16 protein-coding genes and 2 tRNA genes are annotated in these 24,242 nt (G+C 60.7%); 2 read left to right on the forward strand and 16 right to left on the reverse strand.

What is annotated here, in order from left to right:
- Nucleotides 1–14: 14 nt before the first annotated feature.
- The 4 genes from trpS to LKD23_RS07160 form a co-directional block, all read right to left on the reverse strand.
- The gene (gene trpS, locus LKD23_RS07145; protein ID WP_227621052.1) at nt 15–1,076 is read right to left on the reverse strand and encodes a tryptophan--tRNA ligase; all 1,062 of its coding nucleotides are present in this window, start codon (nt 1,074–1,076) and stop codon (nt 15–17) included.
- A 191-nt stretch (nt 1,077–1,267) separates the two neighbouring features.
- Nucleotides 1,268–1,344 (reverse strand) — tRNA-Asn (locus tag LKD23_RS07150).
- 40 nt (nt 1,345–1,384) lie between these two features.
- A tRNA-Glu gene (locus LKD23_RS07155) sits at nt 1,385–1,459 on the reverse strand.
- Between the two features lie 105 nt (nt 1,460–1,564).
- On the reverse strand, nt 1,565–2,188 hold the full coding sequence (locus LKD23_RS07160) for a hypothetical protein (RefSeq protein WP_227621053.1): 624 nt from the start codon (nt 2,186–2,188) through the stop codon (nt 1,565–1,567).
- A gap of 487 nt (nt 2,189–2,675) precedes the next feature.
- Here LKD23_RS07160 and pckA point away from each other — a divergent pair, with 487 nt between their 5' ends.
- Nucleotides 2,676–4,280, forward strand: a complete 1,605-nt coding sequence (gene pckA / locus LKD23_RS07165) for a phosphoenolpyruvate carboxykinase (ATP) (RefSeq protein ID WP_227621054.1) — start codon at nt 2,676–2,678, stop codon at nt 4,278–4,280.
- 423 nt (nt 4,281–4,703) lie between these two features.
- Nucleotides 4,704–6,329: an ABC transporter ATP-binding protein gene (locus LKD23_RS07170; RefSeq protein ID WP_227621055.1), complete on the forward strand. Its 1,626-nt coding sequence runs from the start codon at nt 4,704–4,706 to the stop codon at nt 6,327–6,329.
- A gap of 53 nt (nt 6,330–6,382) precedes the next feature.
- Here the strand turns inward: LKD23_RS07170 and LKD23_RS07175 are convergent, their stop codons facing one another.
- The 12 genes from LKD23_RS07175 to LKD23_RS07230 form a co-directional block, all read right to left on the reverse strand.
- Nucleotides 6,383–7,906, reverse strand: coding sequence for a sodium/proline symporter (locus tag LKD23_RS07175; protein WP_349138518.1), 1,524 nt, complete (start codon nt 7,904–7,906; stop codon nt 6,383–6,385).
- Between the two features lie 216 nt (nt 7,907–8,122).
- Nucleotides 8,123–8,674 (reverse strand): GtrA family protein, encoded by a 552-nt coding sequence (locus LKD23_RS07180; protein WP_227621057.1) that lies wholly within the window; start codon nt 8,672–8,674, stop codon nt 8,123–8,125.
- Nucleotides 8,675–8,689: 15 nt separating this feature from the next.
- Nucleotides 8,690–11,113, reverse strand: coding sequence for a glycoside hydrolase family 3 C-terminal domain-containing protein (locus LKD23_RS07185; RefSeq protein WP_227621058.1), 2,424 nt, complete (start codon nt 11,111–11,113; stop codon nt 8,690–8,692).
- Nucleotides 11,114–11,218: 105 nt separating this feature from the next.
- The gene (locus tag LKD23_RS07190) at nt 11,219–14,164 is read right to left on the reverse strand and encodes a glycoside hydrolase family 3 N-terminal domain-containing protein (RefSeq protein WP_227621059.1); all 2,946 of its coding nucleotides are present in this window, start codon (nt 14,162–14,164) and stop codon (nt 11,219–11,221) included.
- Between the two features lie 249 nt (nt 14,165–14,413).
- Nucleotides 14,414–15,694, reverse strand: a complete 1,281-nt coding sequence (locus LKD23_RS07195) for a GHKL domain-containing protein (RefSeq protein WP_227621060.1) — start codon at nt 15,692–15,694, stop codon at nt 14,414–14,416.
- Nucleotides 15,691–16,401, reverse strand: a complete 711-nt coding sequence (locus LKD23_RS07200) for a LytR/AlgR family response regulator transcription factor (RefSeq protein WP_227621061.1) — start codon at nt 16,399–16,401, stop codon at nt 15,691–15,693. The genes LKD23_RS07195 and LKD23_RS07200 overlap by 4 nt, the downstream gene beginning before the upstream one ends.
- 177 nt (nt 16,402–16,578) lie before the next feature.
- Nucleotides 16,579–18,726 (reverse strand): S-layer homology domain-containing protein, encoded by a 2,148-nt coding sequence (locus LKD23_RS07205; RefSeq protein WP_227621062.1) that lies wholly within the window; start codon nt 18,724–18,726, stop codon nt 16,579–16,581.
- 169 nt (nt 18,727–18,895) lie between these two features.
- Entirely contained in the window at nt 18,896–20,098 is a 1,203-nt protein-coding gene (locus tag LKD23_RS07210) for an ABC transporter permease (RefSeq protein ID WP_227621063.1), read from the reverse strand.
- A complete protein-coding gene (locus tag LKD23_RS07215) occupies nt 20,095–20,853 on the reverse strand; it encodes an ABC transporter ATP-binding protein (protein WP_227621064.1) in 759 nt (252 codons plus the stop codon). The genes LKD23_RS07210 and LKD23_RS07215 overlap by 4 nt, the downstream gene beginning before the upstream one ends.
- The gene (locus tag LKD23_RS07220) at nt 20,850–22,496 is read right to left on the reverse strand and encodes an efflux RND transporter periplasmic adaptor subunit (protein ID WP_227621065.1); all 1,647 of its coding nucleotides are present in this window, start codon (nt 22,494–22,496) and stop codon (nt 20,850–20,852) included. The genes LKD23_RS07215 and LKD23_RS07220 overlap by 4 nt, the downstream gene beginning before the upstream one ends.
- A 410-nt stretch (nt 22,497–22,906) precedes the next feature.
- On the reverse strand, nt 22,907–23,659 hold the full coding sequence (locus LKD23_RS07225; RefSeq protein WP_227621066.1) for a carboxymuconolactone decarboxylase family protein: 753 nt from the start codon (nt 23,657–23,659) through the stop codon (nt 22,907–22,909).
- Nucleotides 23,659–24,198, reverse strand: a complete 540-nt coding sequence (locus LKD23_RS07230) for a flavodoxin family protein (RefSeq protein WP_207698025.1) — start codon at nt 24,196–24,198, stop codon at nt 23,659–23,661. The genes LKD23_RS07225 and LKD23_RS07230 overlap by 1 nt, the downstream gene beginning before the upstream one ends.
- Nucleotides 24,199–24,242: the final 44 nt, after the last annotated feature.

A 24,242-nucleotide genomic window follows, 5' to 3' on the forward strand; every position in this document is an offset into this window, starting at 1 on the left:
TTATTTACCAATCGTTATTTCAGGAGATTTCCGTCCGTAAAGTAATCGATCTTCATGGACTTACGCACCTCGGCGAGGGTGGCGGCGGCGGTCTTCTCGGCCACAGCGCTGCCCTCCTTCAGAATTTCGACCACCTCGGGCAGGCGCTGCTCCCACTCTTTGCGGCGGGTGCGGATCGGCTCCAGCTCGGCCTGCATGACGGCGTTCAGGAACTTTTTCACCTTCACATCGCCCAGACCACCGCGCTGATAGTGTGCCTTCAACTCGTCGAGGTTCTGGTACTCGGGCAGGAACTCCGCAAAGTGCTCCGGGCGGCTGAATGCGTCCAGATAGATGAAGACGGGGTTGCCCTCCACCTTACCGGGGTCCTGCACCCGCAGGTGGTTCGGGTCGGTGTACATGGACATGATCTTCTTCTTGATGTCCTCCGGCTCATCGGAGAGGTAGATGCAGTTGCCGAGGCTCTTGCTCATCTTGGCCTTGCCGTCGGTGCCGGGCAGACGCAGGCAGGCGGCGTTCTGGGGCAGGACGATCTCTGGCTCCACCAGTGTCTCACCGTAGACCGAGTTGAACTTGCGGACGATCTCGCAGCACTGCTCGATCATGGGACGCTGATCCTCGCCTGCGGGGACGGTGGTCGCCTTGAAGGCGGTGATGTCGGCGGCCTGACTGATGGGGTAGGTGAAGAAGCCCACCGGGATGCTGGACTCAAAATTCTTCTGCTGGATCTCGGCCTTGACGGTCGGGTTGCGCTGCAGGCGGGAGACGGTGACAAGGTTCATATAATAGAAGCTCAGCTCGGTCAGCTGGGGCACCATCGACTGGATGAAGATGTGTGCCTTGGCCGGGTCGATGCCCACAGCCAGATAGTCCAGCGCCACCTGCAGCACGTTCTGGCGCACCTTCTCCGGGTTATCGGCGTTGTCCGTCAGAGCCTGCGCGTCGGCGATCATGATAAAGATCTCGTCGAACTTGCCGGAGTTCTGCAGCCGGACACGCTCCTTCAGAGAGCCGACATAGTGGCCGACATGGAGACGGCCCGTTGGGCGGTCGCCCGTCAGAATGATCTGTTTCATACGTTTCTCCTTTTTCATCAGGCTTATCTTTTCTCGGTTTTCCAAAGGCTCTCCCATCCGGAGAGCTGGACGCCGCAGGCGGCCTGAGCAGTTCGTTTTTATAAGTATATCCCCCGCCGCATTTTCTGTCAACAAAAGCCGCGCCGGAACAGGAAAAAGAAAAAAGCGATGGAAAATTTCCATCGCTTTGCTGGCGCCTCTTGCCTGACTCGAACAGGCGACACCCTGATTAACAGTCAGGTGCTCTAACCGACTGAGCTAAAGAGGCATCTATATAAAACGGCATACAGCCGTTTTATTACTAAAAATGGTGACCCGTACCGGAATCGAACCGATGTTAAAGGCGTGAGAGGCCTCTGTCTTAACCGCTTGACCAACGGGCCATACTACCATTTGCATCGGGTGTTGTTCCCGACTCGATTATTTTAGCACAGCCTCCCCGCTTTGTCAACAGATATTTTCAATTTTTTCGGCAATTTCTTCAAAAATCAGAACAGATGCCGCACGCCGCCCCTGACAGCCCCCAGAAGGACGCTCAGGTAGAGGCCCATGACACTCTCCACCTCGCCCATCTCCATGCTCTGGCGCTGGGGCAGGTCGGCCAGCGTGCCCCGGTAGAGACAGCGCAGCTGAGGCAGCTCGGCGTAATCGCTGGGGTGCATAAGGGTGCTGGGCTTGGGCAGGTCCAGCGCGCCGCTCTTCTGGAGCACCTCGCTGACGAACTGGGAGCAGAAATAATGCCGGCGGCGCTGCCAGCGGATATGCATCCAGCAGAGCAGCAGGCCCAGCGAATTGAAGCGGTACAGCTCGCCGTGGTGCATCATGTGCTGGGTGCGGCGCTTGGCCCGGATGTAGGCCTCGTCGGTCACTTCCAGCGCATAGAGGGCGCAGGGGATGTTCTCCCGCATGAGGAACACGCCCCGGTTCAGGTACTCCCGGCTGGGGCCTGCGGGGAACATGGTGTAGCCGTTCTTCCGGGTAGAGCTGTAGAGGGTGCTCAGATCCTCGTCGAAGGCGAGAGAGATGTGGGTGTACTGCGCCCCGGTAAGGCGGTACACGAGGTTCGAGAGCAGGGTCCCGGAGCGGGTGAGGAATATGTAAAGCGTCTTCATCGTTGTTTCTCCATGCTGGCGGCTCATGGCCGTGAGTCAAGTCTGCTCAGTATACCATAGGCTGCGTCTTTTTTCCAGATGCATCGCAGAATATACACAATATTTGTGTCTCTATTTATAATACGGCCTTCCGCCGCCAAAAATTGCACCGCGCTGCCCTCTCATTTCCCGCCCTTGTATCCCAAATCGATAAAATTTTATCAAAGACTCGTTTTTGGCCGGTTTTCTTTAATTTGTGCGGCCAAACGGGGCCGGATTTTTTACGAAATCGCCTCAAATGGAAAAGATTCTTAATAAGATTTGTTGCTTTTACCCGAAGGAAATCACTCTGCCGGTTGATTTTAGACCCGATTTATGTATAATGGTATACAGGAGAATACGCATCTGTATTTCTTTCATCGTCCCGCTGCGGTGCCCTTTTGGCTGAGGGCGGCTTGCCGCAGGCGCGCGGGGCAATGACCTGAACGAAAGAAGAGGTATAAGTATCATGGCAAAGTTAGATCTGAGCAAGTATGGTATCACCGGCACGACCGAGATCGTGTACAACCCCTCTTATGAGCAGCTGTTCAACGAGGAGACCAAGCCCGAGCTGGAAGGCTACGAGAAGGGTCAGGTCAGCGAGCTGGGCGCTGTCAACGTCATGACCGGCATCTACACCGGCCGCTCCCCCAAGGATAAGTTCATCGTCATGGACGAGAACTCCAAGGACACCGTGTGGTGGACTTCCGACGAGTACAAGAACGACAACCACCCCGCTTCTCAGGAAGCATGGGAGGCCGTGAAGGAGATCGCCAAGAAGGAGCTTTCCAACAAGCGCCTGTACGTCGTCGATGCTTTCTGCGGTGCCAACAAGGACACCCGCATGGCCGTCCGCTTCATCATGGAAGTGGCCTGGCAGGCACATTTCGTCACCAATATGTTCATCAAGCCCACCGCTGAGGAGCTGGCAAACTTCGAGCCTGATTTCGTGGTCTACAACGCTTCCAAGGCCAAGGTCGAGAACTACAAGGAGCTGGGCCTGAACTCCGAGACTGCTGTCCTGTTCAACATCACCAGCAAGGAGCAGGTCATCGTCAACACCTGGTACGGCGGCGAGATGAAGAAGGGTATGTTCTCCATGATGAACTACTTCCTGCCGCTGAAGGGCATTGCTTCCATGCACTGCTCTGCCAACACCGATATGGAGGGCAAGAACACTGCCATCTTCTTCGGTCTGTCCGGCACCGGCAAGACCACCCTGTCCACCGACCCCAAGCGTCTGCTCATCGGCGATGACGAGCACGGCTGGGACGACAACGGCGTCTTCAACTTCGAGGGCGGCTGCTATGCAAAGGTCATCAATCTGGACAAGGACTCCGAGCCTGACATCTACAACGCCATCAAGCGCAACGCTCTGCTGGAGAACGTCACTCTGGACGCCGAGGGCCACATCGATTTCGCCGACAAGAGCGTGACCGAGAACACCCGCGTCTCCTACCCCATCGACCACATCCAGAACATCGTGCGCCCCATCTCTTCTGCTCCCGCTGCCAAGAACGTCATCTTCCTGTCTGCGGATGCATTCGGCGTCCTGCCCCCGGTCTCCATCCTGACCCCGGAGCAGACCCAGTACTACTTCCTGTCCGGCTTTACCGCAAAGCTGGCCGGCACCGAGCGCGGCATCACCGAGCCTACCCCCACCTTCTCTGCCTGCTTCGGTCAGGCCTTCCTCGAGCTGCACCCCACCAAGTACGCTGAGGAGCTGGTCAAGAAGATGCAGAAGAGCGGTGCCAAGGCTTATCTGGTCAACACCGGCTGGAACGGCACCGGCAAGCGCATCTCCATCAAGGACACCCGCGGCATCATCGACGCCATCCTGAGCGGTGCCATCAACGAGGCTCCCACCAAGAAGATCCCCTACTTCGACTTTGAGGTCCCCACCGCTCTGCCCGGTGTTGACCCCGCCATCCTCGACCCCCGCGACACCTACGCAGATGCCGCTCAGTGGGAAGAGAAGGCCAAGGATCTGGCTGGCCGCTTCATCAAGAACTTCGCAAAGTACGAGGGCAACGAGCACGGCAAGGCTCTGGTCTCTGCCGGCCCTCAGCTGTAAGCTGACAGCGCCTCTTACATAAGGCCATAAAATCAAAACCCATCCGATTTCCCGCAAAAAGGAAGTCGGATGGGTTTTTCTTGTAATTCATCTCGTTTTATGGTACTCTAATGCGATGTGAATGATCTCACGGGATGTCTTTCGGGACAGACCTCGAGCAAAACATTATTCCAGCAACAAAAAAGATTGACCGCCTCTGTTCCCCAACGGATCGGTCAATCTTTTTTAACTAGATGCCGGTAAGGAGCTGACCATTTTGCAGGCAGTGCCTTTTCCTTATTTTTAGTATAGTGGCATCTCCCCTTTTTGTCAAGCATCTCTCTTCTCCAAAAAATGACCGATCCTATTTTTTTTTTGCAAAAATCTGTTATACTGAACCCAGCTTCTGCCCTGCGGCAGGAAGCATAGAGGGGGATATTGCATATGAAAAAAGCAACGGTCAACGACTACTTCCGACATCACTGGATGAAGCTCATGCTCTTCGCGCTCTTTACGGCGGCGGTATCCTTTTTCGCGCCGCTGAAAAACTTCCAGCTCAAGTGGCTCATCGATTCTAGAAGCAAGCAGGAGGCGCTGGGCTATATGGGGCTGGTGTTCCTCATCACCTTCACTAGCTGGTTTTTCGAACGGCTGAGCCGCCGCTCCTTTACAAAACTCGCCTGCGGCGCAGTGGAGCAGGTACGGGGGCAGGTCATGGAGCGGGTGCTGCGCCGCCCGGTGTCCCAATATCAGCGGGAGGGCGATGCAGCCTATCTCTCCCTGCTGACCACCGACCTGCGCACTCTCTACGACGACTATTATATGTCCCTCTTCAACATCGCGTTCTGGGGCGGCATCATGCTCTGTGCGCTGGGGATGTACCTTTACATCAGCCCGGTGATGCTGGCGGCCATCCTGCTTGTGACCGTGCCGCCGCTGGTCCTGCCCCGGAAGATGAATGAACAGCTCAAAGCCTCCCGAGACGCTTTTTCGCTCCAGATGGCGGGCTACACCCAGCAGCTCAAGGAGCTTCTGGGCGGGTTCGAGGTCATCCGGGGCTTTCTGCGGGAGGACGCCTATGCCGCCCGCCACCGGGATGCTGCCCGGCAGGCTCGCGACAGCGAGCAGGCCTACCAGCAGAGCCTCAACGCCATGGTGGTCAACACCTCTCTCATCAGCAACCTCATCTTCCCCATCGTCATGCTGGTGGGCCTTTTTCTCGCTTTCGACGGGCGGCTGACGATGGGCACCGTCTCCACCGCCGCCAGCATGGCGAACTTCGTCATCACGCCCTGTAATCAGATCGCCCAGTGCTGGGCCAAGGTCAGATCCTCGAAGGGCATCCGTCAGCGGCTGGAAGCAGCCATGTCCGGCCCGGAAAAAGTCTCTGCGGGCCGGGCCATCGGTAAACTCGAGCACATCGAGTGCAAGGACACCGGCTTTGCCTACCCCGGAGCCGCTGCACCGGTGCTGCGCGGCGTCCGGCTGACGGTCTCCGGGCAGGAAAAAGCCGTCCTCGTGGGCGAAAGCGGCTGCGGCAAGTCTACACTGGCAAAGCTGCTGTTCCAGTACTACCCAGACTATACCGGCAGCATCCTCTTCAACGGCCAGCAGCTGCGGGACATCGACCGTCAGAGCCTCTACCAGCGGGTAGGCTACATTGCCCAGACAACCTATCTCTTCAATGACACCCTCCGCAGCAACATCTGCCTCGGCGCGGACTTCCCCGAGGCTCAGCTTTCCCACTCCATCGGGACGGCGGGCCTCACCGACTGGGTGAGCACCCTGCCCGACGGCCTCGACACCCTCATCAGCGAGAACGGCAAGAATCTCTCGGGCGGGCAGCGCCAGCGCATCGGCATTGCACGGCTGGCGCTTCGCCGGTACGACCTCATCATCGCCGACGAGATCACCGCCAGCCTCGACCCCGACACCAGCGGACAGGTCATGGAAAATCTGCTCGCCCTCCCCTGCATGGTGGTGGCCATCACCCACGACGTCTCGGGGGCGTTCATGAAGCAGTTTGACAAGGTATACCGGGTGGAGCACGGAAGCGTCACACAAGCATAAAAAGGAGGGCCTGTGCCGGGTTTCAGCACAGGCCCTCCTCTTGTTTTTACCGGTTATTTTGCCGCGTCGAACTCGGCGAGGATGTCGGCCTCCGGGGCCGGGGTCACAAGGCTGACCACCACGCAGACAGCCAGCGAGACGAGGAAGGCGGGCAGCAGCTCATAGATGCCGAAGACGCCGCCCAGCGGGCTGACGAGGTACTTCCAGACGAAGACCATCAGGCCGCCGGAAAGCATACCGGCCAGCGCACCCTGCCAGTTGCAGCGCTTCCAGAACAGAGCGCAGAGGACGACCGCGCCGAAGGCGCCGCCGAAGCCGGCCCACGCGAAGCTGACGATGCCGAAGACGCTGGAGTTGGGGTCGCGGGCCAGCACCACACCCACCACGCTGACGCAGACGATGGTCAGGCGGGCGGCGAAGAGGCTCTGCTTCTCGCTCAGCTTGAGGTGGGCGAACTCCTGCAGGATGTTCTGGGACACGCTGGACGCAGCGGCCAGCATCTGGCTGTCCGCCGTGGACATGGTGGCCGCGAGGATGCCTGCAAGGATGAGTCCGGCCAGAATGGCCGCCAGCACGCCGTGCTGGCTGATGAGGCTGGCGACGCGGACGATGAGGGTCTCACTGGTGGAGCCGCTGAGGAATTCCAGCGCACCGGCCTTGGTCATGCCGAGGCCCACCATGCCGATGAGGATGGACGCTGCCATGGCGATGACCACCCAGACGGTCGCAATGCGACGGCTGAGCACCAGCTTCTTCTCGTCCTCGATGGCCATGAAGCGGAGCAGAATATGGGGCATTCCAAAGTAGCCGAGGCCCCACGCCATCGTAGAGACGATGTCCAGCAGGCTGTAGGACGTCGCTCCGCCTGTCACGGCGTCGTGGCTGGCGGTCATGGTCAGGTAGCCGGAAAGGCTCTGGGCGTTCTCCACCACAGCGCCCCAGCCTCCGGCCACGACGATGCCATAGCCCAGAACGGCCACGAGGGCCAGCGACATGACCACCGACTGGATGAGGTCGGTGGTGGTGACGGCCCGGAAGCCGCCCAGAATGGTATAGCCCACGATGACGAGGGCCGACACCAGCATGGCGGCCATGTAGTCCACCCCGAAAAGGCTGTGGAACAGCTTGCCGCAGGCCGCAAAGCCCGAAGCCGTGTAGGGCACGAAAAAGACGATGATGATGACCGCGCCCAGAGCGTTCAGCAGGTTGCGCTGGTCATGGAAGCGGAGCGACAAGAACTGCGGCACGGTGATGGCGTCGAGGTTGGCCGAGTAGCGGCGCAGACGCCGGGCTACGATGAGCCAGTTGAGCCATGTGCCCAGCGCAAGACCGATGGCCGTCCAGCCCGGCGAGGCGATGCCGCTCAGGTAGGCCAGACCCGGCATACCCATCAGAAGCCAGCTGGACATATCGCTGGCCTCGGCGCTCATGGCCGTGACCAGCGGGCCCATCTTCCGCCCGCCGAGGTAGAAGTCGGTGCTGTCGTTGTTGGTCTTGCTGTAGGCGAAACCCACCAGCAGCATGGCCGCAAGATAGACGACGATGGTGACGATGATACAGATCTCACTCATATACATTTCCCCCTTTGCTGCTTTCTCTATAAAAGCATGGCACGATTTTACCACACTAAAGCAGCAAAGTACAACCCTCTCCGACAGATTCTTCCCCTATGACCGAAAATTCGTCCTTTCCAGCGTCCAAAATCGCTCAATATGCCAACAGGCCGCCCCCTTTTCAGGGGACGGCCTGTTGGTTTGGATGAAGAAAATGATGAAAATAGAGAGAATGTCAGTTTATTTTGCGGCCTCGCCCTCGGGGAAGATGATCTTGTTCACGAAGAAGAAGATCACCATCGAGATGCCGCCGTTGAGCACGGTGGTGCCGATGTTGTAGATGAAGTCGGGCACCAGCAGACCGGCCACCGCCACCCAGATGCAGTTGATGGAGTTGACGATGCAGGTGATGAGACAGAAGGCCAGCAGGTACCAGCCGATCTGTTTTGCCAGATTGCCCTTGCTGCGGAAGACGAGGCTGCGCTGGATGGGGAAATTGATGCACTCGCCGATGATCATGGCCACCATGTAGGCGCAGAAGTAGGGCAGGCCGCCGTGGGCCGCATCGTAGCCGAGGATGTTCCACTTGAAGGTCTCCCCGAAGAGGGTGATGTCGATGCCCGGCCAGCCGAAGTCCACCACCGGCAGACCGGCAAAAGCTTTGGGCAGAAATTGCAGCAGCAGGTACTTGAACACGGTGATGAGGTTGGACACGATAACGAACAGTCCGCCCTCCCGCACCCATTTGGCCGCAGCCGGATGCTTTTGGGCAAAGATATTCCAGAAATTCACGGTCGTTCCTCCTTCTCAGCCCTGACGCAGCCGCTTTTTCAGCTGAGCGTTCAGGATGGCGTTCTTGATAAATTCGTAGATGACCCGGACGATGCCCACCAGCCAGAAGCCCTTCAGTTCCCAGACGAGGCCGTCCACCATCCCCATGCTGACCATGCCGTTGGTCATCTTGGCCAGCGCACGGAGGGGCATATTGTACTGGAAGACGGTGTTCAGGTCAGGCTTGCCCTTTGCAAAGCTGGCGTCAAGACGGCTGCGCAGCACCTTCTGGGCCAGCCAGCCCAGCGGGCTGCGGCCATGATCCATCTCGCCCAGCGTCATGTTCCGGTCGATGCGGACGACGTCCTCCGGGATGGGATGGCCCAGCAGGGCCTCGAACTCGGCGTCGGTCACATAGGTGATCTGACCGGAGACGTAGTGGGTCAGGCTCAGGCCCGCGTAGGGGTCGGGGGCATTGGTGCCCTTGACGGTGATGTCTGCCGTCAGGCGGATGTCCACGCTGGACGCGCCCACCCGGAGCTGGTAGCTGCCGCCCTCGACCTCCCATGCGTTGGTCTTGACGTTCCAGTAGCGGAACGCCTTATCGTCCAGCGCGATGGCCACGGTCTTGCTCTCGCCGGGGGCGAGAGAGACCTTTGCAAAGCCCTTCAGCTCCTGCTCGGGGCGGAAGACCTTCGCATCCGGCTTTGCGACGTAGAGCTGGACGATCTCGGCACCGGCGGCGCTGCCGGTGTTGGTGACGGTAAGGCTCACACCCGTTTCGTCGGCCTTGAGGCCGCTGTATTCGAAGGTGGTGTAGCTCAGGCCGTAGCCGAAGGGGAAGGCAGGCTTCACACCGGCGGTCTGATAGTAGCGGTAGCCCACATACAGGCCCTCGCGGTACTCCACGTTCCGGCCCTCGCCGCCGAAGTTTGCCTTGGCGGGGGTGTCGTCGTAGGCCTTTGCCCACGTCTGGGACAGCTTGCCGCAGGGGCAGAGCTTTCCGGTGAGGATGTCCGCTGCCGCACCGGCACCCGCCTGTCCGCCCAGCGCGCCGTAGACCAGCGCCTTGCACCGGCCCACCCACGGGGTCTCCACCGGCGCACCGGCGCTCAGCAGGACGACGACATTCGGGTTGACGGCGGCCACTGCGTCCAGAAGCTGCTGCTGGTTCTCGGCCAGCGCCATATCGGCGCGGTCGAGACCTTCGCTCTCCCGCAGCTCATCGAGGCCGAGGCAGAGCAGGACGGTGTCGGCCTGCTTTGCGAGGGAGACGGCCTCCTCCTGCTTTTTGGGGTCTGCGGCTCCCTGACGGTCGAAGCCGGAGGCGTAGCCCACAAAGGCGATGCCGCTGTCGTCGGCTTTGATGCAGTCCAGCAGAGCATCTACTTGGAGCGCATTGACGGCGCTGGAGCCTGCGCCCTGATAGCGGGGCGTCTGGGCAAAGTCGCCGATGACGGCCAGCTTTTCGCCCGCCTTCAGGGGCAGGATGCCGTCCTCGTTCTTGAGCAGGACGATGCTCTCGGCGGCGGCGCGGCGGGCCAGTGCGTGGTGGGCAGCCGCGTCAAAGGTGCGGGGGGCTTTCTCCACTGCCGCGTGGGTGGAGAGCACCAGCTCCAGCAGCTCGTCGAGGCGGGCGTCGAGGTCGGCCTCGGTGACTTTGCCGTCCTTCACGGCCTTCATCAGCTCCCGGATGGAGTCGCCGCCGGGGCAGGGCATCTCGAGGGTGGAGCCGTTCTTCACGCCGAGGGCGTGGTCGTTGGAGCCGCCCCAGTCGGTGACGACCGCCCCGTCGAAGCCCCAATCCTTCCGCAGGATGTCCTGCAGGAGATGGGCGTTCTCGTTGGCGTAGGTGCCGTTGATGAGGTTGTAGGAGGTCATGATGGTCTTGGGCCGGGCCTCCTTGACCACGATCTCGAAGCCGGTCAGGTACAGCTCCCGCAGGGTGCGCTCGTCCACCACCGAGTCGGAGGCCATCCGGCGCAGCTCCTGACTGTTGACCGCGAAGTGCTTGGGGCAGGCCGCGATGCCTTTTTTCTGGATGCCCCGCACATAGGCCGCAGCCATTTTGCCCGCAAGGATGGGGTCCTCCGAAAAATACTCGAAGTCACGGCCGCAGAGGGGGCTGCGCTGGATGTTCAGGCCGGGGCCGAGGAGGACAGCCACCTCCTGTGCGGCGGCCTCCTCGCCCATCGCCTCGCCCACGGCCTCGCCGAGGGCCTCGTCCCAGCTGCACGCCGTGGCGGAGGAGGTCGGGAAGCAGGTGGCCGGGACGCTGGGGTTCAGGCCCAGATGGTCGGCCGCCCCCGCCTGCTTGCGGACGCCGTTGGGGCCGTCCGACAGGGTAATGGACGGGATGCCCTTGCCCGGCAGAGCGCGGGTGGTGAAGACCGTCTCGCCCGAGAGCAGGGCACATTTCTGTTCTAGGTTCAGTTTCCGGATGATGTCAGTGTGCTTCATCGCATTTTCCTCATTGATCCCTGAGCGGGGCAAAGGCCCGCTGTTCGCTGCAGCGGGCCTTTGCCATCGGTTTTGTTCAGGTGCTGCACGGAGAGTGCTTACGTCTTAGACTTCTTCCTCTTCCTTGCGCTTTTTGTAGTTCTTGATGGCGGTGTACTCCAGACCGACGATGAGCAGTGCGGCGACGACGTCTGCACCGATCAGGACGATCTTCCACTTTGCCATACCGGGGTTCAGGTTCTCCTCATCGTAAGCGCGGCTGTTGACCACGGTGTAGAGGATGTTCTTGGCAGCGGTGCGCATGGCCTGCTTGCTGCTGTTGGTCAGGACGGTCACGTTGTTGTAATCGTTGCCCGTGGTGCAGAGCATCAGGTCGCCGCCGTTGCGGACAGCCTGATCGGCGGTCATGTAGCCGTAGACGCCGAAGTAGTCGGTCTCGACGAAGCCGAGGAAACCCCACTCGCCGCGCAGGACGTTCTGCAGCAGCTCGGAGCAGCCGCCGGCCCAGCGATTGCCGATGTAGTTGAAAGAGGACATGACTGCGTGGCAGTCTGCATCCTTGACCGACATTTCGAAGGGCTTGAGGTAGATCTCACGGATGGCCTGCTCGTTGGACCAGGTGGCCGCCATGCAGTTGCGGTTGCCCTCCTGATCGTTCAGGGCAAAGTGCTTCATGTAAGCGTAGACGCCGTGCTCCTGTGCGCCTGCGATGGCGCTTGCGGCCATTTCGCCGGACAGAACGCCGTCCTCCGAGTAATACTCGAAGTTGCGGCCGGAGAATGCGGTGCGGTGGATGTTCATGGCCGGGCCGTACCAGCCGGAGGTGTTCATCTCGTTGGCCATCTTGCCGATGCTGTCGCCGAAGTCATGGGCCAGATCCTTGCTCCAGGTCATGCCGATGAGGGTAGCAGCCGGGAAGCCGACCGAGCCGACGCCGGTGAAGTTGTTGTTGATGGAGGCGGGGCCATCGCAGTCGTTGGTGCGCACCTTGCCGACGCTGTCCACCGCTGCGGTCTGATAGCCACCGAAGCCGATGGTCTGCTGCAGGTCGTCGATGCTCATCTCGTCCAGCAGGTCATCCCACTTGGAGTCGTTGTAATCCACGCCGCGCAGGTCAGCCAGCTTGAGGCCGTTCTTTGCGCCGGTGGTAATGTCCTCTGCGTTGGGGTCCTCGTCCTTCTCGTAGCCGGACTCGGTGTAGGTGAAGCAGTTCTCGAAGCCAGCCTTGACCTCGTCGCTCATCTCGTAGGTAGCAGGAGCGGCAGTGGCTTCATCGTAGTTTGCGAAGCCGTCTGCACGGGACAGATAGGTGATCTCGCCCTCAGCGAAATCGAACTGGTTGGTGGCCACGACCTCATCGCTCTCGCGCTTGTTGGATTCGTTGTAGACGATGTCCGAAGCGAAGGTGCAGGTCTTGGAATCCAGAGCGGTGTGGGAGTCTGCGTTGGTGCTGATGACGTAATCGCCAGCCTCCAGCACATAGCAGCCGTTGTTCTGGTAATCGTAGGAAGCCAGCTCCTCCACCGGGATGGTGAAGTCGATGGTCTCGCTCTCGCCGGGAGCCAGCTCGCCGGTCTTGGCGAAGTCCAGCAGGTTTGCGGAGGCCTTCTCGATGCCGCCGTTGGTATACGGAGGATCGCTGTAGATCTCGACAACATCCTTGCCGGCAACAGAGCCGGTGTTGGTGACAGTGACGGAGAACTTCAGGTCTGCGCCATCGTTGGTGATGTCGCTCATCTTCTGGGTGAAGGTGGTGTAGCTCAGGCCGTAGCCGAAGGGATAGACCACTTCCTTGTCGTAGTCGATGAGGCCCTCATCGGCAGCCGTCTCATAGAACTTGTAGCCGACGTAGATGCCCTCGACGTAGTTGACGAAGGAGGGAGTGGTGCCCTCGGGGTCGAACATACTTGCATTGGAGTTGAACTCGGAAGCGTTGGTGTACTTGAAGTCGCCGAAGTTGTTCCACCACGGAGAGGCGGTCAGGTCGGTGACATAGGTATCTGCGGTGCGGCCGGAGGGGTTGACCTCACCGGCGACCACGCGGCCAAAGCCCTCAAAGCCGGACTGGCCGGTGCCGGGGCAGAGCAGAACGCCCTTGATCTGGGGGTAATCCTTGACCCAGCCCATCTCGAATGCGTTTGCGCCGTTGTAGACGACGATGACGTTGTCGAAGTTGGAAGTGACCAGATCGATCAGCTCTTCCTCGCGGTTGGACAGCTGCAGGAAGTGGTCGCCTGCATCCCAGTCGTTGCCCTCGTTCAGGCTGTCGTCATAAGAGCCGTTGTAATAGCCAGCGCCGCGCTGAGAGCCGCGGTAGTCTGCCACACGGCGGACCCAGCTGCCGTCCACGACAGCAGCCATATCGGTGGGAAGGTCTGCGCCCTCGCCGCCGACGCGGGTGATGACCACCATAGCGGTGTCAGAGTATTCCTTGGCGTTTGCCATCATCTCGTCGGTGTACAGGCTGACATTCGGCTCAGGCAGGGTCCAGTCCTGCTGTGCCATGCCGACGCTGGGACGGGTAGCGCAGTAGTCGGTGTAGAACTTGCTCAGCTCGTCGTTGGTCTCAATGCCCGCATCGTGCAGGCCGGTGAGCAGATCGGTGACGGGATAGGCGTCGTTCAGTGCGCCGGAGCCGGTGCCGCCGTAGCAGGGGCTGGTGGAGGCCCAGCCAAAGACGTTCAGCTTGGAGCCGGAGGCCACAGGCAGGATGTTGTCATCGTTCTGTGCCAGAACGATGCCCTCCTGCGTGATCTCGTTCACCAGCTCGGTCGCCTCTGCGGAGGTCTCCTCGCTGATGGAGCCTTCACCGGAGACCAGATCCAGCATGGTGGACATGGGGCCGGTGCAGATGAGGTTGACAACGATGACCAGTGCCAGCAGAATGGCGACACCAGACTGCGCACGGACCATCTTCTTCTTGGCTTTCGGCAGCTTCTTGGCCGCAAACATCGCAACGAGTGCGACCACGACCACGACGCCGAAGGCGATCAGGTAGTTCTGGATGTTGGAAACTACCTGCATTACATCATCCATATTGACGGACAACATAATTCTTCCTCCTTATTCTGAATTCATATTTCCCGGGCACAGCTCCCGGACTGTCGGCATCCATTATAAAGGAATTCAATGAAAATTTACAAAGATTTTCACAACCTGTCATTTCCGAGGCATATTTTGCAGAAGTTTCATTTTGGTTTCAAATTTTATTGTGCTTATTCACAAATACAGGCCCAGCTTTATTGTGCAAAACAGAAAAACCTCTCCGTCATTGCTTCGCAATGCCGGAGAGGTTTTTCTTTATTCCGGGATCGGCAGCAGGATCCGCAGCGTGAACCAGCCGTCGGCCCAGTGAAGGGTCATGGTGCCGTCGTGGTCCTGCGCTGCCGCCTGCACGCCCCGCAGGTCGTAGCCGCCGTGGGTGTTGTGGCGGGGCAGGCCGTCTGCGCCCAGTTCCACGGGCTGGGCGCAGTAATTCTCGAAGCGGAGCATCACACAGCCGCTCTGGTCATAGACGGCCACCCGCAGCAGCCGCTTTTCGGGGTCCGGCTCGGCCGTGACACACTCGATGGCGTTGTCCAGCGGCGCGCCCACGAGGGTGCACAGCTCACGGGTCGTCAGGAACCCCAGCTTGCTGCCATCGGCCACGCTGGTCATGTTGATGCCCCGCTGCTGGCAGTCCATGCTCTTTGCGGTGAGCAGGGTGTCCAGCACCGGATTGCCGGTCTTGTTCTCGGCCTCATACCGGCGGATGCCGCTTTCCATCCGGGCCAGCGCGGCGTCCTGCTTGGCCCGGTCGCGCTCGGCACGGATGTCTGCGATCTGAATTTTCAACTCATGGTAGCGGCTGTTGATGAGCCGGATGCCCTCTTTGCTCCGCTTGTACTGCTCATACTGGCGGTGGAGCACCTCGTCCATCGCCGCAAGCTCACTGTGGAGGGCCGCCTCTCGCAGCTGCTCGTGCTGGACGGTCAGGATGAGGACGCCGCAGATGTCCACCAGCGTGCGGATGTAGTAGACGCTCATGTCCACCTCGCGGTCACCCAAGAACAGCAGGTTGCTCACCGCGAAGACCATCGCCGCCATGACGACGGCCACGAGGGCCGCTTTTCCGCTGATGACGATGCGGCCCTTGGGGCTGGCGTGCTTGTGCTCCAGCAGCCAGATGCAGCCAAAGACCCCGCTGTAGACCACCGCCAGCAGCGCCAGCGACAGGCCATCGGCCCCGCTGCGCTGGGGCCAGAGGAAACAGTGCAGCTGCCACTCGGCGCTGGCGGCCAGCTCGGCCAGAACAAAGGCCCGGGCGCAGACATACCCGGCCTCCAGCAGCGAGATGGTGCGGGTGAGCCAAAGGTAGAGGTACTGCATCGCCACCGCCGCCGCCATGCAGGGGATCCACCACGCCAGCGGGACGCTGCCCGTGGCCTGCAAAAAAGCGCAGAGGACCAGCGCCCACGCCGCGCTGACGGCGAGAGTAGCTTTCGGGCCGAAGCGGAGGCCCAGCGGCAGGGCGTAGATGCCCACGGCCAGACACTCGGCCAGCGCCGTGTAAAGGCGCGGGATATTGGGCAGCGCCGTCATGCGCCTCCACCTCCGATGTGGTCGGCCAGCGCCGCGAGGAAAGCTTTCCGCCGGGGCCGGCTCAGCTGCAATTCATAAGGTCCTACCTGCACCATCCCCTGCTGCACCCCCTTCACCTGCGCCAGATTGACGAGGTAGCCGCTGTTGCAGCGGGCAAAGGGCCGCTCAGCCAGCTTCTCCTCGAAGGCTTTCAGGGTGCCCGCCGCCGCGAAGTCCCCCTCCTCGGTGTAGAAGCGGACGCGGTGGCCCTCGCTTTCCAGATAATAGATGAGGGCAGAGTCCAGCCGCCGCAGCCCGCCCTCCACCGGCAGGGCCAGATAGTGCCGCACCCGGCGGCGCAGCTGCTCCTCCACCTTCCGGAGCTGCTGCGAAAAAGCAAAGTAGGGCACCGGTTTGAGCACATAGTCCAGCGCACCCACCGCGTACCCGCCGATGGCGTACTGGGCCATATTCGTGATGAAGACGATGATGACGTCCTTGTCCAGCTCCCGCACCCGCCGGGCCGTCTCCATCCCGTCCAGATGCTTCATCTCCACGTCCAGAAACAGGACATCGTACACCGGGCGGTAATCATCCAGCAGCTCCATCCCGTCGGCGAACTCCGTCACAGCAAACTCGGTACCATACTGCCGGGTGTGCCGCTGCACATAGCCTTGCAGCTGCGCCCGTACCTCTGCCTCATCCTCCACAAGAGCGATGCGTATCATTGCCGCACCTCCTTTTTCCGCAATTTCTCTGGTTTTTATTGTAACACGAAACCGGGCCGGTGGCAAATGGGAAGGCCCTTTTTCTGCCGCGTCCCCCAGTCCAACAGCTAAACGAAAAAAGCAGCAGCCTCACTCTGCGTTCGGTGAGGCTGCTGCTTTGTTCTTTCAGGGAAGATCTCAGTTCGTCTTGACGGCCACGAGGATGCGGATCTTCTTTCCGCCTGCGCAGCCAAAGTTGTCGTACCAGCCGATGAGCTTGTAGTCCTCGGTGTTGACCTTGGGCAGCGAGGTGGCGAAATACTGGCCGTTCGACCACAGATAGACCTGCATATCGTCGGCGGTCTCATACCGCTTGTCCCCGCTCATGACCGAAGCCGCGCCCAGCCTGTCGATGACCACCGGCGAGAGCTGGAGCATCCGGTTGATGGCCTTGCCGTCGGCAGAGCGGCCGATGGCGATGCCGCCCGCCACGATGGGATACTTGGTGGAGGTGCTGTAGGCCACCTGCTTGCCGCCGGTGTAGCAGACGTAGGTGGCGCCCTCACCCAGATAGTTGAGGAAATCACCCAGCGTGCCGCCCACACTGTCGCCGGTGCGGCGGAGCACATAGCTGAAGAGCTGGTCCGTCTTGCCGGTGAGGGTGTTCCAGGTAGAGCTGACGATGCTGCCGTCGATGAGGCCGTAGAGCACATCGCTGGTGCTGGGCACCAGAATGTTCTTCACGTCCTGAAAGGTCTCCTCGTCGGTCTTCTTCACCGTGGTGGTGGTCGTTGTCGTCGTGGGGAGGCCTGCGGCCTCCTTTGCGGCGTCCTGCGCCTTCTCGCTGATCTTCTTGTCGATCTTCTTGGCGGCTTCGTCCGTCAGGCGGCGGACGGAATCCAGCGCGGCATACTCCCACAGGTCGCCGGTCACATCGTTGAGGATGACCCGGTCGATCTCACCGGCGGCGTTGGTGGTGTAGTAGCGGACGTCGTTCTCACTCAGCGTTACCCCCGATAGGCGGCTGGGGCGAACTGCCCCAGCCACACCCTCCGACGTCGTATCAAGGATCTGCACGTTGTCTGCAAACGGGGTGTCGCCCAGTGCGGTGCCGTCGGCGCGGATGGTGCCGCTGACCGGGCGGGGCGAGATGGACTTAACGCTCTCGCCGCCCTCGTCCACGCAGATCTCCACCAGCTTACCCGCCGGGAAATTGAGCTTATTGTTTACGTTGACGGTGCGGGCCGTGCCGTCGGTGCACATGATGGAGACGGCCTGCTGCACCTCGGCGCTGTTGGTCTCCACGAGGGTGCGGGATGAGGACTGCACCACGCCGTAAAAGACGGCGTCGGCCTCGTCTCCGGTGAGGACGGAGACTGCGGCGTCATTCATACCAAGCAGCAGCGTGACCACCTGACCCACGCCGCCGCCGGACAGGGAGGACAGCTGGTAGGCCACAGAGGGCGAGGCGATGGTGTAGCTGACCCCAGCCACAGTCACAGAGGTCGGGGCGCTGGCCGAGGGCGAGACCGCCGTCACACGGCCTGCGGCACGCTTATTGTAGATCCACAGGGTGCGGGCGCTCTCATTATAATAGTAGACATCATAGGGCGAGAGGGCCGCAGAGGTGGTGACTTCGTCGTTGCGGTAGATGGCCGCCGGGGCAAAGGGCAGGGCCGTGGCCGCATCGGCCACGAAGGGGCCTTTGACGTTGTCCAGCAGGACGGAGGAGATGTCCACCTGACCGTTGCTCACCGCAAAGCCCAGCGTGGAGGCGTAGACCTGACCGCTGCCGTTCATGGCAGTGAGGGCATTGTAGAAGAGCACGGTGCCCTGCTCGAGGGTCAGCACCTCGCCCTGACGGGCGCTGATGTCATTGCGCAGGCCCAGTGCGCTTGCCTTATTGAGCTGGGCCGAGGGGAAGGTGCCGCCGAGGCTCGCCACATCGTAGCCCAGCAGGCGGAGGGCCATGGTGCAGGCCTCCTCCAGCGTAACGGCATTGTCCGGGCGGAAGCTGCCATCGGAGTAGCCGGTCATCCAGCCGTTCTGGACGGCAGTGCGGATGTAGACGGCGTAGGGCGAATCGCTGTCCACATCGCTGTACAGACGGCCGGTGCGGCCCTGTGCTGCGGCGGTGTCGCGGTAGGCCGAGAAAGCCGTCAGGAGACGGGCCGCCTGCCCACGGGTGAGGGGCGCGCCCAGAGAAGCGGACTGCTCTGCGGTCAGACCGCCCAGCGCCGTCGCCGTCTGGACTGCCGCGTTGGAGCCGACCGCCGAGGCGGGCAGCACCAGCATGGAAACCGCCACGCAGACGGCCAGCAGGAATGCGAGGAATCTTTTTTTCATGGTAAACTCCTTATAGAATCAACGCCATCGCCTCTCCCTTTGGGAGAGGTGGCGAGCGAATGCGAGACGGAGAGGGCAAGCCGCCTGACAAAGGAGGAGCATCCTTGCCCTCTCAGTCACCTTCGGTGACAGCTCTCCCAAAGGGAGAGCCAGAAGCATTCCCGAGAGGTTAATCATACCTCAACGCCTCGATGGGGTTCAGGCGGGCGGCACGGCGGGCAGGCAGGAAGCCGAACAGGACGCCGATGCCGCAGGAGATGCCCACGGCGATGGCCGCTGCGTCCGCCGAGGGGGTGACGTTCAGGGTGATGTCCGTCAGGACGAACGGAAGGATCTGGTTGATGATGGCCGAGACGATGTAGCCCAGCACGATGCCGAAGCAGCCGCCCAGCGCCGACGTGACGCCGGCCTCCACGACGAACTGGGTCAGGATGGTGCTCTCCTGTGCGCCCAGCGCCTTCCGGATGCCGATCTCGCGGGTGCGCTCGGTGACAGACACCAGCATGATGTTCATGATGCCGATGCCGCCCACCAGAAGCGAGATGCCTGCGATGGCCGTCAGGACGCCCACCATAATATTGATCATAGAGGACATCTGCGACATTGCCGCACTCAGGCTCATGACGAAGACGTAGTCATCCTTACTGACCAGCTTCTTGAGCCGCGACTGCAAAAACTCCTGTGCCTCGTCCGAGTGGTCTGCATCCTGCAGCACGACGTAATACTGGCTGACGCTGCTTCCGCTGCTGAGGCTCAGCAGGGTGGTGTAGGGGACAAGGACAACGTCGTCGTTGCCGCCCTCGTACTGGGCGGCGGGCTTGGAGCGGCCTTCCAGCACGCCCACGATGCGAAACTCGTTTGCACCCACCTTGAGGGTGCTGCCGAGGCCGTTGCCGCCGAAGATCTTGCGGTCCACATAGTCGCCGATGACGCAGATGTTCTTGTTGTCCATCAGGTCGGCGTACTGGATGCCCCGGCCCTTGGCCACCTTATAGTTGTTGATGGTCAGATAATCCTCATTGACGCCGCTGATGTTGGTGCGGCGGTACTTCTCCCCTGCCACCCGCAGCGGGTCTGTCCCGGCGCTGGCGATGGGCGAAAGGCCCCTGTAATACTCCGGCTTCTGGTTGATGATGTTATACACATCGCTGACCTCCACCGTGCGGGTGCTGGCGGTCATGACGTTGACCGACAGAATATCGCTGCCCATATCGGAGTAGAAGTCCTGCATCATGTGGGTCATGCCGTTGCCGAGGCCGACGATGACGATGACGGCCATAACGCCGATGATGATGCCCAGCATGGTGAGGAAGGTGCGGACTTTGTTGCTCCACACGTTCTGGATGGCCTGCTTGAAGGTCTCCTTTATCATGCGTGCGTTCCCTCCTCTCCGGCTTTCGGGGCCGACATCATGAGGTTCGGCTGCACGACCGCCTCGGGGGCGTGGGCATCGCCGTCGTAGACGACGACACCGTCCTCCAACCGGATGATGCGCTCTGCCTGCACGGCGATGGAGTTGTCGTGGGTGATGAGGACCACGGTGTGTCCCTGTTTGTGCAGCTCCTGAAGCATCCCCAGCACCTCCCGGCCGGTATGGGAGTCCAGCGCACCCGTCGGCTCGTCGGCCAGAATGATGGGCGGGTTGCGGACAAGGGCGCGGGCGATGGACACACGCTGCTGCTGGCCGCCGGAGAGCTGGTTGGGCTTGTTCCGGAGCTTGCTGCCCAGACCCACCTGTTCCAGCGCTGCGATGGCGCGGCGGCGGCGCTCGCTGCCGCCCACGCCTGCGTAGATGAGGGGGACTTCCACGTTTTCCAGCAGGGTCAGCTTGGGCAGCAGATTATACTGCTGGAAGATGAAGCCCAGCTTCTCGTTCCGGATGGCCGCCAGCTCACGGCGGTTCATCTTGCCGACGTCGCTGCCGTCCAGCAGATACCGGCCGTGGGTGGGCACATCCAGACAGCCGATGATGTTCATACAGGTGGATTTGCCGGAGCCGGACTGGCCCACGATGGCCACGAACTCGCCCCGGTCTATCTTCATGGAGATGTGGTCTGCCGCTTTGACGAGGGTGTCACCCATCTGGTAGTATTTGCAGACCTCGTCAAACTCGATCAGGGCGCTCATTCGTCGCCTCCTTCGGCAGACACCATCATGTTGCTGTAGAAGTCGGTCGCGCTGACCGTCGAGGTGTCGTAAGCGATAGTGTCGCCCTCCTGCAGGCCGCTCTTCACCTCGATGTAATCATCGTCGCTGATGCCGGTGGTCACTTTGACGTAAACATAGCCGTCAGGGGCGGTCATGGAGGCCTCGGCATTTGCAGCGCTGGGCGAATCCTTCGTCACCAGCACATAGCTGCCCCGGACGAGGGCGGCGTTGGGCAGGGCCAGAACATCCTTGACGCTGGCGGTGGTGATCTTGGCCGAGGCATTCATGCCGGGCAGCAGATCGCCCATCTCGTCGATGCGGACGGTGACGGGGTAGCTGGTGGAGCCGTTGGCAGTGGTTCCGGCCACGAGGATGCTGCTGATGGTGCCCTTGTAGGTCTCGCCCGGGACGGCGTCGGCGGTGATCTCCACCTCCTGCCCGACCTTGAGCGAGCGGATCTTCAACTCATCCACGTTGAGCTTCAGTTCCAGATAGCTCATATCGTAGATGGTGCAGAGGTTCTGCATGGCTGCGTCGTTGGCGCTGAGCTTATCGCCGGCTTTGACCTTTTTGTCCACGATGGTGCCGCTGATGGGCGCATCGATAGTGTAGTGGCTGATGTTCCGCTCTGCGGAAGACATCCGCAGCTCGGCGGAGCGAAGATTGTCGGCGGCGTTCTGGGCCTGCTTGTCCAGATCCTTGCCGGTGATGCGGAGGAGCACGTCGTCCTGACGGACGGTGCTGCCCTCCCTGACGCAAAGCTCGGACACGGTGCCGGAGGCAGCGGCCACGACGGTCTCCTCGCGCTGGTAGGCAAAGTGGGCCGAGTTGAGGGAGCTGACGCCGTTCACCTGCGCCACTGCGGCCTGCGCGGTGGTCAGGCTGCCCGTGTTGGGCACCGCGATGGTGACGGTGCAGGTCATGAGGCTGGCGTCACCGGAGGGGTCTGCGCCCGATACCGAGCGGATGGTGCCGTTCAGCACCTCAAAGGTGGTGTCCGGCATGACCTGCGCGGCCTGACCGACGGCGAAGCTCTGGGCCTCGGCGGCGGGGAAATCCACGGCCAGCAGCATCACAGAGGTGTCGCGGACAGTGGCGACGGTCTGACCGGCCTGCACCGCATCGCCCGCGGCCACGGCAAAGGAGCTGACCTCGCCGCTGATCTTCGTGCGGACGTTCCGGGCGTCGGCCGCGTCATCGTAGCTGCGCTGGGCCTGAGACACCGAAAGCTGTGCGCTCTCGAGGTCGCCCTCCACATCCGAGCTGTCGATGACGTAGAGGACATCGCCCTTCTGGATGGTGTCGCCCAGCTCGAAGTCGGCGGTGAGCACCGTGCCGGTGACGAGGGACTTGACGGTGTAGGAATCGGCGGCATTGATGGTTCCGCTGCCGTCGTAGACGTTCACGATGTCGCGGCGTCCCAGCGCCTCCTGCACATACGCCATGTCTGCCGATGCACTGCGGCTCCTGCGGGGGATGACCACCACCGCCAGCACTGCCACGGCCACGACCGCCGCGATGCAGCGCTTTTTGTGGGTCCTGATAAAGTGGAGCACCTTATTTTCCCCGCCGGTATTCTCCTGCGGAGAGGCGTCCTGTGTCTTTTTGTTGAAACCTAGCATGAAAAGCCTGACCTCCTGTGATTTTTCCTGTAGACCTGTGAAAAAGAAGAATGCATTCCTCCTGCGTTCATCGCTCTGCGCCCTTCCCGCCGCACCCGCAAAAATCATCCCACCTGCGAGTTCCTGCTCCGGGTCAGCTGCGCAAATCAATGTCATGATACCATCTTATAAAACGGACTACAAGGAAGATTTCCTGCACGATTTGCAACTTTTTTGAAAATTTTTCCACTGTCCTGAATATCCCGGGAAATAAAGGCTCCCACCCGGGGCAGATCCTCCGGGCGGGAGCCTTGCTGTTTTTTACGTCTGCTTACAGACAGCCGCATGGCAGGCGGAACAGGCTCATCTTGCAGGAAATGAAAAACAGGAAGCTCCCGCCGGGGAACTCCCTGTTGTACATATCGTAGAGGTTACCGCAGTATCCCATAGGTTTTCTCCGCCACCGGCTCGCACCACTCGTTAGAGGTGCCTTCGCCGGGCACTTCCACGGCCAGATGAGAGAACCAGCAATCGGGTGCAGCACCGTGCCAGTGCTTGACCTCCGGGGGAATGTTCACCACATCGCCCGGATGCAGCTCCCGTGGCACTTTGCCCCATTCCTGATAGTAGCCCCGGCCTGCCACGCAGACAAGGATCTGCCCGCCACCCTTTGCGGCATGGTGGATGTGCCAGTTGTTCCGGCAGCCCGGTTCAAAGGTGACGTTGTAAATGCCAGCCTGTGCGGTGGACAGGGGTGCCAGATAGCTTTTTCCGCTGAAATATTGTGCAAAACCGTCGTTGGGCGCGCCGATGGGGAACACCATTTCACTCTGGTGCTGTGCTTTGGCATCCTCCGCAGCGTCCTCTGCCCAGACTTCCTTTGCCATGCGGAAAGCCGCCCACGCCTTGGGCCAGCCTGCATAAAATGCCGCATGGGTCAGGATCTCTGCAATCTCAGTCCGGGTAATGCCGTTGTTTTTCGCTGCCGTCAGGTGATACCGAAACGAGGAGTCCGTCAGTCCCTGCGCCATCAGTGCTACCACCGTCACAAGGCTGCGGTCCCGGAGGGAGAGTTTATCCTCTCGGCTCCACACCTGCCCGAATAGTACCTCATCGTTAAGTTCTGCAAATTTTGGTGCAAATTCGCCCAGAGCATCCCGCCCTGCTGTCTGTTTCACTGCCATTATACGTTCCTCCCCATCTCGTAAGCCTGTGCCATTGCAGAGGTGTTTCGCACCGCACCCGGCTCGTAAACACCACCTGCTACAAGGACTCCCTTTTCCACGGCTCCTTCCACGCAGTCTGCATAGCCCCGGAAGCAGGCCAGCGTAGTGTCCGCAGAGGCTTTTTCCTCGTCTGCCATGGTGGTGATGTAGTAGAATTCCTTGTCTTTGACCTCAAGCCACCGTGCCACGGTACGGTCGATCACTGCCTTCAACTGGGCACTGATGGAGTAGAAATATACCGGACTTGCCAGCACAATGACATCGGCATCGATCATCTTTTGCAGGATGTCTGCCATATCATCCTTGTGGACGCAGGCTCCACCGTGGGTGCTGCAGTAGTAGCAGCCGGAACAGGGAGCCACCTTTTTCTCAGCGACCCGGATCTTTTCTGCTTTGTGCCCGGCATCCTGCGCTCCACGCAGAAATTCATCGCATAGAATATCAGAGTTACCGCCCTTCCGGGGACTGCCAGACAAAATCAATACCTTCTTGCTCATAGGGACCTCCTTGACAGCAAAGTGCATCCGCATTATGATGTTGA

The sequence above is a fragment of the Faecalibacterium butyricigenerans genome (genome assembly GCF_020687345.1).
Classification (GTDB): Bacteria; Bacillota; Clostridia; order Oscillospirales; family Ruminococcaceae; genus Faecalibacterium; species Faecalibacterium butyricigenerans.